The sequence below is a fragment of the Actinomycetota bacterium genome, from assembly GCA_040755895.1.
Taxonomy (GTDB): Bacteria; Actinomycetota; Aquicultoria; order Subteraquimicrobiales; family Subteraquimicrobiaceae; genus Subteraquimicrobium.
The window spans coordinates 1-15,398 of record JBFMAG010000142.1; the positions used below are offsets into that span (position 1 = coordinate 1).

Annotated in this window: 22 protein-coding genes and 1 riboswitch; of the genes, 6 read left to right on the top strand and 16 right to left on the bottom strand. The window is 44.0% G+C overall.

The window, feature by feature from the left end; translation table 11 throughout:
* The 4 genes from AB1466_06635 to AB1466_06650 form a co-directional block, all read right to left on the bottom strand.
* Window positions 1-458 (bottom strand): AIR synthase related protein (locus AB1466_06635; protein ID MEW6189759.1); only part of this gene is annotated, 458 nt, incomplete at its 3' end.
* Between the two features lie 123 nt (window positions 459-581).
* Window positions 582-1,889, bottom strand: a complete 1,308-nt coding sequence (gene thiC, locus AB1466_06640; protein MEW6189760.1) for a phosphomethylpyrimidine synthase ThiC — start codon at window positions 1,887-1,889, stop codon at window positions 582-584.
* A 2-nt stretch (window positions 1,890-1,891) separates the two neighbouring features.
* The gene (thiE, locus tag AB1466_06645; protein MEW6189761.1) at window positions 1,892-2,560 is read right to left on the bottom strand and encodes a thiamine phosphate synthase; all 669 of its coding nucleotides are present in this window, start codon (window positions 2,558-2,560) and stop codon (window positions 1,892-1,894) included.
* A complete protein-coding gene (locus AB1466_06650; GenBank protein ID MEW6189762.1) occupies window positions 2,550-3,380 on the bottom strand; it encodes a sulfide-dependent adenosine diphosphate thiazole synthase in 831 nt (276 codons plus the stop codon). The genes thiE and AB1466_06650 overlap by 11 nt, the downstream gene beginning before the upstream one ends.
* A gap of 75 nt (window positions 3,381-3,455) precedes the next feature.
* Window positions 3,456-3,566: riboswitch (TPP riboswitch) on the bottom strand.
* Window positions 3,567-3,668: 102 nt separating this feature from the next.
* Here AB1466_06650 and purM point away from each other — a divergent pair.
* Both purM and AB1466_06660 read left to right on the top strand, forming a co-directional pair.
* Window positions 3,669-4,790 (top strand): phosphoribosylformylglycinamidine cyclo-ligase, encoded by a 1,122-nt coding sequence (gene purM, locus AB1466_06655; GenBank protein ID MEW6189763.1) that lies wholly within the window; start codon window positions 3,669-3,671, stop codon window positions 4,788-4,790.
* A gap of 70 nt (window positions 4,791-4,860) precedes the next feature.
* The gene (locus AB1466_06660; protein ID MEW6189764.1) at window positions 4,861-5,277 is read left to right on the top strand and encodes a DUF1284 domain-containing protein; all 417 of its coding nucleotides are present in this window, start codon (window positions 4,861-4,863) and stop codon (window positions 5,275-5,277) included.
* Between the two features lie 32 nt (window positions 5,278-5,309).
* On the opposite strand, the gene AB1466_06665 is transcribed toward AB1466_06660, so the two are convergent.
* The gene (locus tag AB1466_06665; GenBank protein MEW6189765.1) at window positions 5,310-6,371 is read right to left on the bottom strand and encodes a peptidoglycan DD-metalloendopeptidase family protein; all 1,062 of its coding nucleotides are present in this window, start codon (window positions 6,369-6,371) and stop codon (window positions 5,310-5,312) included.
* Between the two features lie 156 nt (window positions 6,372-6,527).
* Here AB1466_06665 and AB1466_06670 point away from each other — a divergent pair, with 156 nt between their 5' ends.
* On the top strand, window positions 6,528-7,622 hold the full coding sequence (locus AB1466_06670) for a DUF362 domain-containing protein (protein MEW6189766.1): 1,095 nt from the start codon (window positions 6,528-6,530) through the stop codon (window positions 7,620-7,622).
* A 55-nt stretch (window positions 7,623-7,677) separates the two neighbouring features.
* Here AB1466_06670 and AB1466_06675 read toward each other — a convergent pair whose 3' ends face one another.
* The 4 genes from AB1466_06675 to AB1466_06690 all read right to left on the bottom strand — a co-directional run bounded on the left by AB1466_06675 (window position 7,678) and on the right by AB1466_06690 (window position 10,218).
* Entirely contained in the window at window positions 7,678-8,451 is a 774-nt protein-coding gene (locus AB1466_06675) for a PD-(D/E)XK nuclease family protein (protein ID MEW6189767.1), read from the bottom strand.
* Between the two features lie 12 nt (window positions 8,452-8,463).
* Window positions 8,464-8,610 (bottom strand): hypothetical protein, encoded by a 147-nt coding sequence (locus tag AB1466_06680; GenBank protein MEW6189768.1) that lies wholly within the window; start codon window positions 8,608-8,610, stop codon window positions 8,464-8,466.
* A 76-nt stretch (window positions 8,611-8,686) separates the two neighbouring features.
* Complete coding sequence (locus AB1466_06685) at window positions 8,687-9,571, bottom strand: LCP family protein (protein ID MEW6189769.1); 885 nt, start codon at window positions 9,569-9,571, stop codon at window positions 8,687-8,689.
* 8 nt (window positions 9,572-9,579) lie between these two features.
* Entirely contained in the window at window positions 9,580-10,218 is a 639-nt protein-coding gene (locus tag AB1466_06690; GenBank protein ID MEW6189770.1) for a hypothetical protein, read from the bottom strand.
* Window positions 10,219-10,351: 133 nt separating this feature from the next.
* Here AB1466_06690 and AB1466_06695 point away from each other — a divergent pair, with 133 nt between their 5' ends.
* A complete protein-coding gene (locus tag AB1466_06695; GenBank protein ID MEW6189771.1) occupies window positions 10,352-10,867 on the top strand; it encodes a hypothetical protein in 516 nt (171 codons plus the stop codon).
* A gap of 59 nt (window positions 10,868-10,926) precedes the next feature.
* Here the strand turns inward: AB1466_06695 and AB1466_06700 are convergent, their stop codons facing one another.
* The 7 genes from AB1466_06700 to AB1466_06730 all read right to left on the bottom strand — a co-directional run bounded on the left by AB1466_06700 (window position 10,927) and on the right by AB1466_06730 (window position 14,068).
* Entirely contained in the window at window positions 10,927-11,022 is a 96-nt protein-coding gene (locus tag AB1466_06700; protein ID MEW6189772.1) for an AURKAIP1/COX24 domain-containing protein, read from the bottom strand.
* A gap of 123 nt (window positions 11,023-11,145) precedes the next feature.
* Window positions 11,146-11,460: a CBS domain-containing protein gene (locus AB1466_06705; protein MEW6189773.1), complete on the bottom strand. Its 315-nt coding sequence runs from the start codon at window positions 11,458-11,460 to the stop codon at window positions 11,146-11,148.
* A complete protein-coding gene (locus tag AB1466_06710; protein MEW6189774.1) occupies window positions 11,451-11,573 on the bottom strand; it encodes a CBS domain-containing protein in 123 nt (40 codons plus the stop codon). The genes AB1466_06705 and AB1466_06710 overlap by 10 nt, the downstream gene beginning before the upstream one ends.
* Window positions 11,574-11,580: 7 nt before the next feature.
* The gene (locus AB1466_06715; protein ID MEW6189775.1) at window positions 11,581-12,045 is read right to left on the bottom strand and encodes a CBS domain-containing protein; all 465 of its coding nucleotides are present in this window, start codon (window positions 12,043-12,045) and stop codon (window positions 11,581-11,583) included.
* A gap of 166 nt (window positions 12,046-12,211) precedes the next feature.
* Window positions 12,212-12,469, bottom strand: a complete 258-nt coding sequence (locus tag AB1466_06720) for a hypothetical protein (GenBank protein MEW6189776.1) — start codon at window positions 12,467-12,469, stop codon at window positions 12,212-12,214.
* 79 nt (window positions 12,470-12,548) lie between these two features.
* A complete protein-coding gene (locus AB1466_06725) occupies window positions 12,549-13,301 on the bottom strand; it encodes a metallophosphoesterase family protein (GenBank protein MEW6189777.1) in 753 nt (250 codons plus the stop codon).
* Between the two features lie 8 nt (window positions 13,302-13,309).
* Window positions 13,310-14,068: a PIG-L family deacetylase gene (locus AB1466_06730; protein MEW6189778.1), complete on the bottom strand. Its 759-nt coding sequence runs from the start codon at window positions 14,066-14,068 to the stop codon at window positions 13,310-13,312.
* Window positions 14,069-14,308: 240 nt separating this feature from the next.
* On the opposite strand from AB1466_06730, the gene AB1466_06735 reads away from it, so the two are divergent.
* On the top strand, window positions 14,309-14,518 hold the full coding sequence (locus tag AB1466_06735) for a hypothetical protein (protein MEW6189779.1): 210 nt from the start codon (window positions 14,309-14,311) through the stop codon (window positions 14,516-14,518).
* Between the two features lie 66 nt (window positions 14,519-14,584).
* A partial coding sequence (locus AB1466_06740) for a glycerol-3-phosphate acyltransferase (protein MEW6189780.1) occupies window positions 14,585-15,398 on the top strand: 814 nt, incomplete at its 3' end.

The following is a 15,398-nucleotide window of genomic DNA, read 5'->3' on the forward strand; positions in this document are numbered from 1 at the left end:
CTCCTTCTCCTGAGGTATCCTGGTTCAACTTCGCCGATTATTGTAACGCTCAAAGTTATTTGAAGAGCCTCGGTAATATCTCCCCCAACTAATGTTAAATGGTATTTGCGCGCTGCCTTCATCATCCCCCTGTAGATCGCCTCGGCGAATTCTACACTAGTTTTGGGTTTTAAGCCCACAGAAACTAAAGCAAAGCGAGGAATACCAGCCATGGCAGCGATATCACTGATGTTGATGGCCATTGCCTTATAACCGAGCTCATTGGGGGAAATGGTATCTAATTTAAAGTGCACACCTTCGACGAGAATATCCGAGGTTAAAACCAATAATAGATTTGGATCAGAGGTCACCACCGCAGCGTCGTCTCCTATAGGAACAATAATGCGCTTATCCTTTACCGCGGCGATCTTTGAAATTCTTCTTATAAGACCAAACTCGCCAATATCCTCAATGAGCATTTGAGAACCTCATCTATATTAATCTAATTAACCCTGGACATAATTCGTTCATGGTTTCTTCCTGCATACTGTTTATCCTAGGTCAATGTAAAAGCTTAATTGAGATTTAATGTCTAGCCTATTCTATATACATTTTTTAACCTGTGCTGATTTGAGAAATTCAGCTACCAATTTCATAGCGCAAAATTTCCCGCACATCGTACACACATCCTCCTCTGGACCTTTTCTTTCCTCATGGGCTTTTCTAGCCCTTTCAGGATCGATGGCCAGTTTCATTTGCCTTTCCCAGTCTAAGGCTTTTCTGGCCTTAGACATCTGTAAATCCCACTCCGATGCGCCGGGGATACCCCTAATGATGTCGGCCGCATGAGCTGCAATTTTTGCAGCAATGACACCTTCCCTTACATCTTCGATCGTGGGAAGGCCGAGATGCTCTCGGGGAGTCACGTAGCAGAGAAAATCGGCGCCTGAAGCAGCAGCGATCGCTCCGCCAATTGCAGAAGTAATGTGATCATAACCGGGTGCCACATCGGTAACTATTGGTCCCAAAACGTAGAAAGGAGCACCCTTGCATACGGATTTCTCCATTTTTACTGTAGCCTCGATTTGGTCAAGGGGCACGTGACCTGGACCCTCAACCATAACCTGAACTTCAGACTCTCTCGCTCTATCTACCAGTTCACCTAAGGTTAAAAGCTCCTCGATTTGAGCTCTGTCTGAGGCGTCGGCTATGCATCCAGGTCTCATGCCATCCCCAAGGCTTAAGGTAACATCATACCTCTTTGCTATCTCAAGTAACCTATCAAATTGCTCATAGAGGGGATTCTCTTTATCATTGTGGAGCATCCAGCCGATTATAAATGCTCCCCCCCGGCTGACCACATCAGTTATGCGCCCTTCTCGGGTTAAGGCGTTGAGAGCTTTCCAGGTGATGCCACAATGGATGGTCATGAAATCCACGCCATCCCTTGCATGGACTTCTATGACCTTAAAGATATGGTCCGGGGTCATTTTTACAATATTGCCGTATTTAATCTTGGCGTCTATGGCTGCTTGGTAGATGGGTACGGTACCTATGGGGATGGAAGATTTAGTAATTATCGCTCTCCTTATCTTATTTAGATCTCCTCCCGTACTCAAATCCATGACGGTATCAGCACTGGCTTTTATGGCTACTTCAAGTTTCTCAAGCTCCTCATCCATGAGGGGAAAATCCTCTGATGTACCGATATTTGCATTGACCTTTGTGCGCAAAGCTTCTCCTATCCCCACGGGACGGGCGGAGGGGTGATTGATATTTCTGGGGATGACGATTTTGCCCTGAGCGATGTTTTGAAGGATCAAATTTAAATTCACCTTTTCCTCCCGGGCTACTCTCTTTATTTCCTCGGGGATTTCCCCCGCTTTGATCCTGGTCAACAATGTGGTCATATTTACTCCTCCTTCAGCTTGGCTTTGACCTCTCTGATCTTTTTTAGAAGTTCAGAGGTTGCTCTCCTCACATCGGCGGCACAAGCCACGGCAGAGATCACCGCCACTCCATCTGCCCCCGCTTTGAGTACATCCTCAAGGTTGTTCAAGGTTATTCCACCTATGGCAACGATCGGGGATTTCACGGAGCTCCTTATCTCAGATAAAGTACTCAATCCTACAGGCTGACCGGCATCGCTTTTGCTTGGAGTGAGAAAGATCGAGCCAACTCCAAGGTAATCTGCACCCTCTCTTTCCACTCGAACTGCCTCCTTAATGCCACCTACAGAGACGCCGATTATTTTCCCCTTCCCCAGGATTTTCCGAGCATAGGGGAGGGGCATATCCTCCTGTCCCAGGTGTACTCCATCGGCATCGATGGCTAAAGCTATATCAATTCGATCATTGATTATGAAAAGAGTCCCGGATCTGTGGGTCAACTTTTTAATCTCTGCTGCTATTCTCAGCATATCCCGGGTGCACCTGTCCTTCTCCCGCAATTGGATTACCGTGGCCCCCCCTGCGATCGCATCTCGAGCGACATCGATATGTGTCCGACTCAGACCCGGAATTTCCGTGGTGATCACGTAGAGATCCAGATTCATATTCTCCTCTTCGAAATCATTCTTCACCCTTAAATCTGCTTTTTAAGATGAAGGATGCTATGTCAGCTGCTCTTCTTCCCGAGAGGAACATCCCTCCAAATATGGCACCCATCCGTGGAGAACCAAAGACCGTGGCTACAGCCATACCGGCAACTATAAGACCGGGAAAGATCTCACATGTTTTATCCTCGACTTCTTTCTCACCCGCTTCGGACCACATGCAACTCTCCCCAATGACCTTACCCGTAAGGGTGGGAAAATTAGCCTCTGGAATTTTTTGAGAAACAACGCGAGCCACTTCAGCTCCATGACCTGTGGAATCTATTACGAGTTTCGATTTTACGGCTAGGGGATCGACATGGAAATGTGCAGCTTCAACGGCACCCCAATTTATAACCACACCGGTAACCCTGTTTCCTTCACGAATTATTACATCCTCGACGCTCATACCTATCCATATCTTGGCTCCTGCCTCGATGGTTGCAGCTGTACATTTTGAAACCGTTTCCACCGAGTCAGCTGTGTAGTAGTTACCGGTATACTGTTCTAATCTCACCCCTAGTCCATCGAGAATCCCTTTGGCCCTTTCCTGTATTACGATCTTGGGGAAAAGCATGCCTCCTCCCCACATTCCTCCTCCAACATGAAGATTTCTTTCAAAAACTGCGACCCTATAATTCTCTTGAGCCAAATACCGAGCTGCGATCAATCCGGCAGGACCGGCCCCAGCAATGGCTACATCCAAATCGAGACGCTTTGAAAAATCGCTCCAGAACCTGTCAATTATGGCTCTGGTCACCACAGTTTCTTCTAAGGCTTCGCGGGTGCTAAGTTCTTCCTTTATCACGGGCGACCTCCTTTGAAAGAAGCTTTTAATATGATATTAGATTGAGATAAAAAAACCGTATTTTCCAGCGGAAATACGGTTGTGGAGATATTATCCCTCCGCTGGCATTACCCAGAGCAGGTTCAAAGGGTCGTTCAATGATATCGAACCTCTCAGCCCGTAACACGAGCTCCCCTAAAATCTATGAATTTTCCATGATTATACACAAAGTTTAGTACCCTTTGCAAATGCACATATTTATTTCATTCCCTTGATATGCTAACTTATAAGCGGATTTGGAGGCACTCGATGAATTTAAAAGGCGAGAGACCGGATAAGATCGAAAAATCTGAACACCTTACCTACGCTCGGGCTGGCGTCGATTCCGCCAGAGAGGAGGTTGCCCTAGAAGGGCTGCTGAAGTGGATCAAGAAGACCTTTCGATTGAGGAAGAAAGTTGGAGCGGCAAAGCTTAAGATGGGCTACTTTGCCAATGTCATTGATATCGGAGGGAATATGGGAATCGCCATTTCAACCGATGGGGTGGGGACGAAGGTTCTCGTCGCACAAATGATGGGCAAATACGACACCATTGGAATAGACTGCGTAGCCATGAATGTCAATGATATCCTCTGCGTAGGAGCAGAGCCGATCTCCATGGTGGATTACATAGCAGTTCAGGAACCACATCCTGACCTACTGGAAGAGATTGGAGAAGGGCTTTATCGAGGAGCTCAAATGGCGGGGATAACCATCCCCGCCGGGGAGATAGCTCAGCTAAAGGAGTTAATTAGGGGCAGGAGGGAAACCTATGGCTTTGATTTGGTGGGTACATGTGTTGGCATTGTCCCTCTCGATAAGATGATCATGGGGCAGGATATCCAAGATGGGGATATTGTACTGGGTTTGGAAAGCAGTGGCATTCACAGCAATGGTTTAACCTTGGCACGTCAAATTTTCTTCGACAAGATGGGTTTTGATGTCAACAAATATTTCGATGAGTTGGGACGGACCATTGGCGAGGAGCTTTTGGAACCCACCAGGATTTATGTCCCCGAGATCATGGAAATTCTAAATTCGGGTTTAAACGTGAAAGCTCTGATACATATCACGGGGGATGGCTTTCTCAATTTAACCAGGGTGGCCTCAGAGGTAGGATATGTAATAAATTACCTACCTGAACCGCCACCGATATTTTCTTTGATTCAAAAGCTGGGCAACGTAACCGATGAAGAAATGTACAAGGTTTATAATATGGGCATTGGTTTTTGCCTGGTCGTGGCACCAGATGATCTAGCATCTGCTTTGGAGATTATAAAGAAACACGATATAAGGAGCCATCAAATGGGTTATGTAAGAGGTGGGAAAAGAAGGGTAATAATTGAACCCAGAAAACTCATGAGCAAAGGAAATAGATTTTATGAATATTAGTAAATTAATTCCTGATTTCTTCGCGTGTAAGCTATCGGCAAATACAGGATTAAAGAGTGGTTGGGAGGGATTGGCATTGAAACTTCGAGCACATCATCTGCTTTGCATTCATGGATTTCAAGGGTTGGGTTACACCCCTGCATTCGTAAATGCTCTGAGGCGAATAATTCAAATCATAAAGGCGAATGAAAACCTATTAATCGAACTCACGAATGAATGCGACATCCTCTGCTTTACTTGCCCTCACCAGCTTGGCAATAAATGCACCAAGCATGGTTCTTCATGTGAAGAGAAAGTAAGGGAATTGGATGATGAGGTATTAAGATGCTTAGGGTTGAAACCTGGATCTACTATATCGGTAAAGACTCTATTTCCGTTAATTCGAGAGAAGATCGATGAGAAGGATTTGGAGCGGATGTGCGGGAATTGTGAGTGGTTTGACCTCGGTTTCTGTCGGGAGGGACTGACAAGGGAACTTTTGCAGTGATAATAGATAAGAGGTAAAATCTCACTCCAAAACTATTCGGAAGCTTTCAATACGGGATAAGGATTGACGGCTCTTCCCCCGCCTGGGTGGAATTCGAAGTGAAGATGGGGCGATGCACCTCTCGCATTTCCAGTATTCCCCACATAACCAATCGTTTGGCCAGCTTCAACGTGACCTCCCGTTACAGCGTAGCCACTGAGATGCATATAACAGTAGGTATTCCCATCGTCTCCATAGAGATAAATGGTCTTGCCGCCGCCACTACTATAGGTTGCTTTTACGGTGCCACTGACACAAGCCACGCAGGGGATGCCACGTAGGGCAAAGATATCACAACCCTGGTGGCGGTGTCCCCTTCTAGGAGCTCCCCAAGAGTCGCAATAGGCATGGGGTCCCGCCACAGGAAAATGAAACCCCCCTCTGCGATATGTTCGTGAACGAGTAGCAACTACCAATTTTCGAGGTCTATGTTGATTCATTCGCAGTCGAATCAATTGAGCTTGAGTTCTTGAAAACAACGACTTTTGTTTGGCCAATTCTTTCTCCATCTCGCGTTGCTTTGCTTTGAGCGATCCTAGGAGTGCTCTTTGTCGAGCACTTTGGGCGGTGAGTTCATTCTTCATCCTTTCAATCTCAGCTAGGATTCGTTTAATTTCATTGAGATTATTTAGATCTTGTTCACCAATTGCCTGTATCAAATCGAAGCGCATCAGAAATTCAGAAAAGGTTTTGGATCCGAATAACATGTCCAGAAATTCAACATGACCACAGCGATAGAGGAAGTTGATCCTTTGATTCAAAATAACCTGGCGGTGCTCAAGTTCTTTTTTGGCGGCTTCCAATTTTGCTGTGGTTTTCTCAATATTGGCATCAATTCTAGCCAATTTTATCTGGGCGGAATTATACTCCATTGCCAGTTTATTTAATTTCTTGTTCAGGTTATAGATTTGATTTCTAATCTGGGATACCTGTAACCTTTTCTTTTTTAGGGGGGAAGCAATGGAGATTGTGGGGATAACGAGAAAGAGGATCAAAAAGAGAGAAACAATTTGAAAGATTCTAAAGATGGAAAGATCCTTTGATTCGATTTCCATCGCCTCCAGGAGGTATCCAAAAATCGGACTTCTTTTTAATATCATAAAAGGGCGAAAAATGTCAACCTAAAATACTCTTACCAAATCCATGTCTCTTGCTTTGCACTCTCATTATGATGGGGATAAACTATCTGTATAAGCAAAAGAGGTGAGATCGTGAGCAAAAAACCAAGGAAAAATTCCAAGCCTTTTGTGTTTGGAGCGACTGCTCTGAGTATCATCACCATCCTTGGGTGTGCAAAGCAGGGTTTAAAGGAAAAGGCAGTGGTCAAGGAGAAGCGAGAAAAACCGGCTGAGGTCAGGAGATGGGAAAAGGAGATACCAAAGATTTCTGAGGAAGAAGTTTCAAAAAAGCAAGAGGTTATGAAGGAACAAGGCCTTGTTGCTTTGGCTCATGAAGCAACCATGTCTCAATCCACAAGAAGAGCCGTTGAACTCGCCGGTGGTTTTGGGTTCATCAAATCTGGGGAAACCATTCTGGTAAAGGTCAACGCAAACTCGTATGATCCCCATCCTGGAACTACAAATCCCGAGGTGGTGAAAGAGGTAGTGAAGATGGCTTTTGAGGCTGGTGCGGGAGAGGTAATCGTAGCCGATAGATCCAGCATTTACGGTCCCTGGTCTAATACAATGTATAATATGCGCCGAGTGGGGATTGAAAGGGCAGCGCGGGAGGCGGGAGCAGAGGTGATAGCCCTTGAGGACACTGAATGGATTCATATAAGACCGGAAGGTGTGACTCACTGGAAGGAGGGACTCACCATCCCCAGACTTGCTCAAGAGGTGGATCACATCATTAATCTGCCGGTAGTAAAGACCCATGAAGCCGCGGTTTTCTCCATGTCTCTTAAAAATTTTGTTGGACTTATCTCACCTCATGATCGAAGGGTGATGCACGCTTCACCTCATCTTCAGGAGATGATCGCGGATTTAAATCTGGCCTTTAAACCGAGTTTCATAGTCATGGACGCGAGCAGAGTTTTTGTTACCGGGGGACCGGCAAGGGGAAGGATAAAAGAGCCACGGATCATTGTGGCTACGAGGGATAGAATAGCTGCGGATGTTGTGGGATTGGCCCTTTTAAAAACCTTGGGCACCACGTCAAGAATTGAAAAAAGAAGCGTATGGGATCAGCCCCAAATTAGAAGGGCGATAGAACTTAAGTTGGGAATTCCCGGTGCTAGTGAGCTTAAATTCAAATGGGAATCGATTGCAGACATGGAGAGGATTACCGATCACGCTCTGCATTAAGTAACATGTAAAAATTTAGAATTTAAAACTAATTTTTTGCCACGGGCAAGGGAAGTTAAAACGGAAGATCTTCGGGATACACCATCTCTTTTATGGGTATCCGTATTTCATCCCTGATGGGACATATCTCTAAGAAATCGCACCAAGGACAAAGGTGATTCCTTTGAGGCTCAAACTCCCGATTACTCTTGATTTTTTCCACGATATTTGTGATCTCTCTTAGACCCTCTTGAAGTTGCTCATCCGTCCTGAAGGTATTGATTTGCTTGTTTGACTGGAGAAAATAGATGGTCAGCTTAATTGGTTCAAAGTGATATTTTTCTCTAATGGCTAAATTATAAAAGGTTAGTTGAAGATCTCTATCGGCTTCCTCCGAGGTCATGGACTTAGCACCGGTCTTATACTCGATTACCTGGAAGATTCCACTATCCAACCTATCGATTCGATCCACAACTCCCACGAAGATCAGATCCTCTATCTTGACTTCGAAATTAAGCTCCGTAAATAGGGGTTGGACTCGACAATCGTTGGAGTGATAAAACCGTTCCAAAATTTTTAAAGCCTTCCTTCCCCAAATCCTTTCCTCATCTTGATTACCGAAGCCATCTCTAATCCAATTTTTACGCAATAAATAATGAAGCTTTTCAAGGCTTCTGTCCTCTGGACTTGGAATCCTGAAAAAATCGCGAAGGGCACGGTGGATACTTTCCCCCATGCTCATAGGGGGACGGGGTTTTCTATACTGCTTCCCCAACCAATCCACGTAGAGAAAGCGGTATTTGAGGGGACATTGCTGAAAAGTTGCCAATTTGAAATAGCTTACCTTCATATACTCATATTATCAAACATATGTTCGAAAAGCAAGGGGATGCACCATAACGGGAATGCCCTGGCACTTCAAAAGTCCCCTTAGCATCGCGGCTGCCACCTCATTTGGAGCCGTGTAAATCACCACAAGCCCTATATCTTTCCCTTCCCCTTTAGGCATAACCCCACCACCTTCCATAGCAACTGAATTTTACAAAGCTTCAGATCATTGCTCCTATAAATGCTTGTCTGAGCGACTATTGACTGTTCTTAAGCTTTTGGAAAACCCGACCAGCAACACTCTGATCTAAGAAAACATAACTCGCTCCTCCCGCAGAACCCGTGCGTCCTGGAAGGACGATGGTTTCGATGTTTTCCCTTTTTACTGAGACTACCAATCTTGCAAGCTGGAACATCTCCTTATTCGATAGATTGGTTTCACAATTGCTGATGACTATGGGCAACCAATTTAACAGATCAAAGGGAGAATTCTTGTGACTTTCTTGTTCAAAGATTGCTACAAGCAAATGCTGCTGATGAGCTGCTCGCCCCAGGTCACCACCGGGGATATGTCTCGCTCGGCAGTAGGCTAGAGCTTGACCGGGATCGAGTCTCTGAGGACCGGCAGGAAGATTTGCTCCCGCCCATCTGTCATATAAGGGTTTATTCAAGGTAATTTGAACACCCCCTAAACTTTGGATCATTCTCATGAAGCCATTGAAGGTGGTGACCATGTAATAATGAATCTGTAATCCGCTGTAGTTTTCCACGGTGCGGACCGTAAGAACGGGTCCACCAAAGGCCATGGCTGAGTTAATCTTCCCATAGCCCCTCCCGGGAATATAAACTCTGGAATCCCTAGGGAAGGATACGAGGGTGGCCGATTGAGTTGAGGGATTGATCTGAACCAGAATTATAGCATCGCTACGTCCAGCTATGCTCTCCGTACGAGAATCGCTTCCCAAAAGTAAAATGCGTACGGGTTCTTTGGAATGGGAGTCGAGGGAAACTTTAATCCGACGATGAATCTTAATCGGTGGCTTTTTCCTTAATGTCTTGATCTGTTGTTTGCAACACAGCCCCAATAAAGCGAGAAGAAAGAGGAGAAGCAAACAGAGAATCTTGCGATTCCAGCAAAGCATAACCATCCCTACTTTATTCTTTGAGATTTCAATTTTTGATCCACCTTATAATCGAAGATTTGCCAATCGCCCATGGCACTCGGTTCCAGGAGAAATGTAGCCGCATTTTCAAGAACAACCATGTCTCCACTTTTAAGGACATAAACTGCATTAACTTCAACTTTAGCCACAGCCAGGGCTGGCTTGAGATCATTGTCGAAGTTGATCCAAAGTTTCGATACTTCAGCGTTGGCATTTTCAACGAAATCCACCTTATTTGCCATATCCGCGAGACAGAGAGCTTTGAAATCTTTGGTTTTTACGGTTTCTTGGACCTGGGGGGCAAAAAAGTTCCCCAATTTGGTGAATTTTCCTCCTTCCCACCGGGAAGGATTAAAAAATCCAACCTCGTAATAGCCCTCGATAAGATCGATGATCTTCTGGCTTTCCACCCCTCGAAGGTGTGCTAACTCCTGGGCTCTTGAGGTGGCAATCTCGTCGGCAATCACAGCTTTGATTTCTCCTATTTTAAATTCGGGGGTCACGATGCGCTTTCGGTGTTCCTTGATTTTTTTCCCACGTTTAGGAGCACAGGAGGTGTATGACACCACCATGAGGATTATCAGGCATAGGAACAGGAAAGACAGAATCTTGGATATTCGATGCATAAAGTAACACCCAATGAGCATGATTCTTTTTTCCTTCCATTTTTCCTCCCAAAATCCTTCAATTTTGATGGGAAATGACTTAAAGTTTGGAGGGAGTGTGAATATTCAATTATCTCAATTTTGGAGGATGGGGATGAAAAGGAAATCAATTATCCTGACAGTGATATCCCTGATTCTACTCATTACAGCTGTGGCCATTGCTTACTGGAGTATTCGCCCCGAGACATTGGAGAATTATCTACCCAAGGAGGTGGAAAATCTTAATTTGGTGCAGACCATTTCGGGTCATCGAGCCCTGATGATGGCGAGGGCATCCCATAGAGGAGAAATCAAGGATATCTTGGATATAGCCATTGGATATTATGAGGGGGATTTGAGCATCTGGATCACCGAGTATCCGAATCCAAGCATTGCTGAGAGAGAAACCGGGCGAATGGTGAGGGCGATGATTCGATTTGGGAGAGGCTTTGAGAAATTACGGAAATTTAAATTAAATGGTCAGGAAATTTATCGGACACTACCCTCTGGGAAAGCTCAGTACTTCTGGAGTCGTGAGAACTTCATGATCTATATTATCCCCGGTCCATTAAGCGAGGAAGAGGTGGAAAGAGTCATAAAACGAATTAATTGGAAAATCTGGCTGTTTTGATTAGTAAACTCCTTTTGGATCATAACTGTTCAAAGCCGGTGGCAATTTGACATAACCCCTTAACGATGGCGCCTTTGCCATCTGGTCTTCTTTAACATCTTCTTATACTTATGCTTTCTTATTTTCTTGCGCCTCTTTTTAACTACAGAACCCATCTTCTCCTTCTCCCTGTAAATAAAATAAGGTTAATTTTATCTCAATTAACCTCTAACATATCTTACCACTTTTGAGCGGGAAATCCCACTTAATTTCCCTTCGGAATCGAGGACAATTTTTACTTACCAACGAGGAGTTGGGTGTAGAGGTTCCAAAAGGATGGTCTTTAATACATCAGCTCTGCTTATAATGCCCACCAATTCTTTGCCCCTTACAACGGGCAATCTTTTAATGTGTTTCTCTATCATTAAAGTGGCGATCTCTTCCACGGGTGTATCTTCACCTACACATATAACATCGGTTGTCATGATCTCCTCTGCTTTGGTCCCCCTTATCTTCCAATATTCGTTCTTAAATTTTTTCCGATTCATCCAGTAATCCGTGATCGGGATCGCGGTCTCTTTATAGATGAGATCGCTTTCAGAGACTATACCCATGATCTTATTTGCATCAAAACCACTGGTACACCGGTGATTCGATTTTTGAGCAGGATATCGATTATCTCCATTACCGGTGTCTCTCTCCTTATGGTAATCACCTTCCTGATCATAATATCCTTAGCCAGCATGGATGGCTTCCCTTCCCTTGATAATTATACCCTTTAATATATCAGCTTTACTGACCAACCCCACGAGTTTGCCATCGCGAGTCACGAAAACCCTTTTCACTCCTTTTGTGATCATCAAGGATACAATATCTCTGACTGGGGTATCTTCACTAGTACAGATGATGTTTGTGCACATGATATCCTGAGCCTTGGTTCCGGTCATTTTCCGGATTTCCTCAACTAATTTTTTATGGTTGATGTATCGACCGTATTGGTAGATAAAAGTTACAGGTATTGGTAATTTCTTTTTGTACAGAAGGTCCTCTTCAGTTACAACTCCAATAACCTCATATTTATCATCTACCACGGGTACTCCACTGATTTTATGTTCAAGCAAAAGGGTCACAATTTCTTCAACTGTGGCATCCCTTTTTACAGCTATCACGTTTTTAGTCATAATATCCTTTGCTTTCATCGTCTCGCCTCCATTGTGATTAATGTGATGAAAGAACTTGTTCTTTTTTTCACAATTCATTATAACATTCTTAGCAAGGTGTAAAAAAGAAATTTCTCCTTATATTGGTGCAAAGAGTTTAAAAAATTAACAAAAATATCTCACCCAAGGGAGGATATATTAGGTATCAGGGCGAAACTTTGTATACTATGTCGTGTTCCCTCACATGCTCATCGACTTTAAGACCTATAGCCTGTCCCACCTTTGCTGTTTGAATCCTCTCGTGTTCTATCTCCATGGACTCCACTTTTTGCGTGAGATCGGTGGTGTGTCCCTTTATGTGGATGGTATCACCAACGCTTAAAGTATCACTGGTTATCTCCACCACCGCCACACCAAGCCTTGTGAAATAATGAGTCACCCTGCCAATCTCTTTTTCTTCCATTTAAAATCCTCCTTTCAAAATATCCAAATTCTTTGCTTTCACCAAAGAATGGTCATTTCCTCCTTTGAATTTTCATTCTTTAAATTCCATGGGTGAGTCTATATATGAGAAAAGCAGGCAACTTCTTGCTCTCCATTTTCTCCTGAGTTTCCTCTATGGGGTAAGACACCCGATGATATTCAAAGGAAAATTTCTCGGAGTCGAAGATGATGAAGCTCGCCTTTGGGTTGCCATCGCGGGGCTGTCCCACACTTCCCACATTGATGATGTATCTAAAACCTTCCCGCAAGGTAAAAGCCTTCCCCTCTTCTAGGCCTATGGCTTGGCAGACTTGGCCTGCCGGTAGGCGGGTATCTTTAGGGAATTTCTGAAAAACTATGGGAATATGGGTATGTCCAACAAAGGCTATCTTAGATGTGAAATGGTGAAAATTCGCTTCAGCATCCCAGGTAGAGATGATATATTCCCAGACTGGATTTCTAGGACTCCCGTGTACCAGGGTAACATCATCGATGGGGTTAAGGTCAAGGGGTAAATTTTGAAGATAATTCAGCGATTGCAGAGTGAGTTCCTTACCCGTCCACTCACAGGCTATTCGAGCATCAAAGCTAAAGTCATTCAAATCTATCTTCCCAATTGCCCCCAGATCGTGATTCCCAGCGATACAAAGGTGGGAAAATGAAGCAAGCAATTCAATACACTCATTGGGATCGGGTCCATAACCCACTACGTCTCCCAAGCACCAAATTTGGTCAACGCCCTTAAGATGCTTTATTACTTCTTTGAAAGCAGCCAGATTTCCATGAATATCGGCAATAATCCCATAACGCATTTTTACCTCTAAATATTCTCTATTTTCCTATAACCTTCGCCATATTTCACCTCTATAAGCGCGCCATAACCCCCCGCTATCCCTTCTTGGAGGGTGCGGATGATTGGAGAGATGAGACGGAAATTTGAGTAAACTTGAAGTGTCTTCCACTTACGCGGGAAGGTATCGGTAATATCGATAATCAAATTAGGCTTGCGCGTCGAAAAGAGATAAAGATCAGAATTTCTCAATTTTCCATTTTGTAAAGCTTTGATTACTGCTTTTCCCACAGCTTTATGATCTGGATGACAAAACTTAAGCCAACTATGAGGATCAAAGGTGAAAATGGCATCGGGTTTTAGCGTGTTTAAAAGTCCTTCCATCTGAGAAACCACTTTTTTATCATCATTGAGATTCCCATCGGGGTGGTCAAAAAAGATTACCTCTTCGATTCCAGCAATTTCAGCTGCCCGTAATTGCTCAACTCTTCGCTTGTTGACTATATACTTCGACAGAAAAGCTGGCATATATTTTTCCCAACCACCAGTCGTGAATACTGCGAGGAATACTCTTTTCCCCGACTCGGCGAATTTGTGGACAGTTCCACCGCAAAGGAATTCAAGATCGTCTGGATGGGCTATCACAAACAAGATTCTTTCATATTTTGAAATATCTGCTGATTTGAGAATCCCCCTATATTCAAGGGTGCACAGAACTTTGCCCTTAATCCAATGGGGCAGAGTGAAATAAGCCAGAATTGGAAGAAACATTAGGATTCCCAAAACCACATCCGCTTACCCCCTTTGATTCATTCTTTCCAAGCAATATTTCACATACGCATCCAATTTCCTCCTATTTTTTCATAAGTTTGTTTCAATATGGGCTCTATTTCTCTCATAACGGGTATTTTTACAGAAATTCAAAAGAAATCGTGAAGATATATCAAATATCCTGCTCGTCGTAACGACAATTATTAAAGCACCCATGTTGAACCTGAATTTATTGAGCGGGAGTTCGAAAACCTGGAAATGTATCCCATATTAAGGGAGAAATTCGTTGGCGAGCTTCAAAAAGAGATATCAAAGGAGGAGCCGGAGCGAGTCTCGGAGATTCTAGATAGGGCGCTAACGGAAAGCTGGGCTAAGAAGCAACTCCATAATATCGTCGAGAGTCTCCTCAAATTCGTCAAAGGCAAAACCGATGAGATAAACTTGGTGCTTTTCATGAGTTGCTGTTAGAATATTTTAGGGATTTTACATTATTTCAATGAAGGACTTTCTACATTGGTTTAAAGGAATTCGGTGATGATAAATTTTCTCTGTCTCGTTCTAGGATACCTCATTGGCTCGATCTCCCCCTCTTATTTTCTGGGAAAAATTTTAGCGGGAATTGACATAAGAAAAGTCCATCTTAAAGATGCTGGCGTCTCCAATACCTACTACGTTCTCGGCCTTTGGCCCGCAGTTATAGTGGCTCTTTTCGATTTATCAAAGGGAATCCTTTCAATACTACTAGCCTATGGGTTGGGGGCAAATTTCCTCTTCGCTAATTTGGCGGGTTTTTGTGCCATCTTGGGACATCTCTTCCCCTTCTATCTCAACTTTAAGGGAGGTTGGGGACTATCCGCCTCCGTTGGGCTTCTATTCATGTACCTTTTCATTTTGGTTGAGTATATTTCCCTCTCCCCATATCCCCTTCTGATTCTGGGGCTCATGGTCCTCGCTTTGGTCTGCATGGGTGCCAAGGGAGAAATGATAGGGCTTTCAGCGCTCCCTCTGTTGGTTTTAATTATTCTCTCGGAAGCTCCGCTGAACCCATTCTCCGTATTCGCCATTTTGCTCATCTCTTACATTTTTTGGGTCAATACCACCGTTAAATACGACCGAATTTTGGAGATAGAAAAGAAATTTGAGGATATAAAAATCTGGCGAATATTGTTGCGTCCCGGAGCTCTACTCTTCCTACTCTTTTACGATCTCTTTGGGAAGTTGTTTGGACTCACGCTCGTGGGTGGTCTCGTAATAGTCTTCTTAACTGTGGATATTTTGAGATTGGGAATCAAGAAGGTCAACCTATTTTTATTCAAAAATCTCTTTTTTGCCTTTAAAGAAAAGGAAA

What these genes read in the sequence shown, in the direction of transcription:
- thiC (MEW6189760.1), bottom strand. Translation starts at nt 1,889, where the DNA reads ATGACCACATTGTTGACCAGGATCAAAGCGGGGGAAATCCCCGAGGAA.
- AB1466_06695 (MEW6189771.1), top strand. Translation starts at nt 10,352, where the DNA reads ATGAAAAGGAAATCAATTATCCTGACAGTGATATCCCTGATTCTACTC.
- AB1466_06685 (MEW6189769.1), bottom strand. Translation starts at nt 9,571, where the DNA reads ATGCTTTGCTGGAATCGCAAGATTCTCTGTTTGCTTCTCCTCTTTCTT.
- AB1466_06725 (MEW6189777.1), bottom strand. Translation starts at nt 13,301, where the DNA reads ATGCGTTATGGGATTATTGCCGATATTCATGGAAATCTGGCTGCTTTC.
- AB1466_06710 (MEW6189774.1), bottom strand. Translation starts at nt 11,573, where the DNA reads ATGATCAGGAAGGTGATTACCATAAGGAGAGAGACACCGGTAATGGAG.
- AB1466_06665 (MEW6189765.1), bottom strand. Translation starts at nt 6,371, where the DNA reads ATGGAAATCGAATCAAAGGATCTTTCCATCTTTAGAATCTTTCAAATT.
- AB1466_06690 (MEW6189770.1), bottom strand. Translation starts at nt 10,218, where the DNA reads ATGCATCGAATATCCAAGATTCTGTCTTTCCTGTTCCTATGCCTGATA.
- AB1466_06715 (MEW6189775.1), bottom strand. Translation starts at nt 12,045, where the DNA reads ATGAAAGCAAAGGATATTATGACTAAAAACGTGATAGCTGTAAAAAGG.
- AB1466_06675 (MEW6189767.1), bottom strand. Translation starts at nt 8,451, where the DNA reads ATGAAGGTAAGCTATTTCAAATTGGCAACTTTTCAGCAATGTCCCCTC.
- AB1466_06720 (MEW6189776.1), bottom strand. Translation starts at nt 12,469, where the DNA reads ATGGAAGAAAAAGAGATTGGCAGGGTGACTCATTATTTCACAAGGCTT.
- purM (MEW6189763.1), top strand. Translation starts at nt 3,669, where the DNA reads ATGAATTTAAAAGGCGAGAGACCGGATAAGATCGAAAAATCTGAACAC.
- AB1466_06705 (MEW6189773.1), bottom strand. Translation starts at nt 11,460, where the DNA reads ATGGGTATAGTCTCTGAAAGCGATCTCATCTATAAAGAGACCGCGATC.
- AB1466_06735 (MEW6189779.1), top strand. Translation starts at nt 14,309, where the DNA reads ATGTATCCCATATTAAGGGAGAAATTCGTTGGCGAGCTTCAAAAAGAG.
- AB1466_06680 (MEW6189768.1), bottom strand. Translation starts at nt 8,610, where the DNA reads ATGCCTAAAGGGGAAGGGAAAGATATAGGGCTTGTGGTGATTTACACG.
- AB1466_06700 (MEW6189772.1), bottom strand. Translation starts at nt 11,022, where the DNA reads ATGGGTTCTGTAGTTAAAAAGAGGCGCAAGAAAATAAGAAAGCATAAG.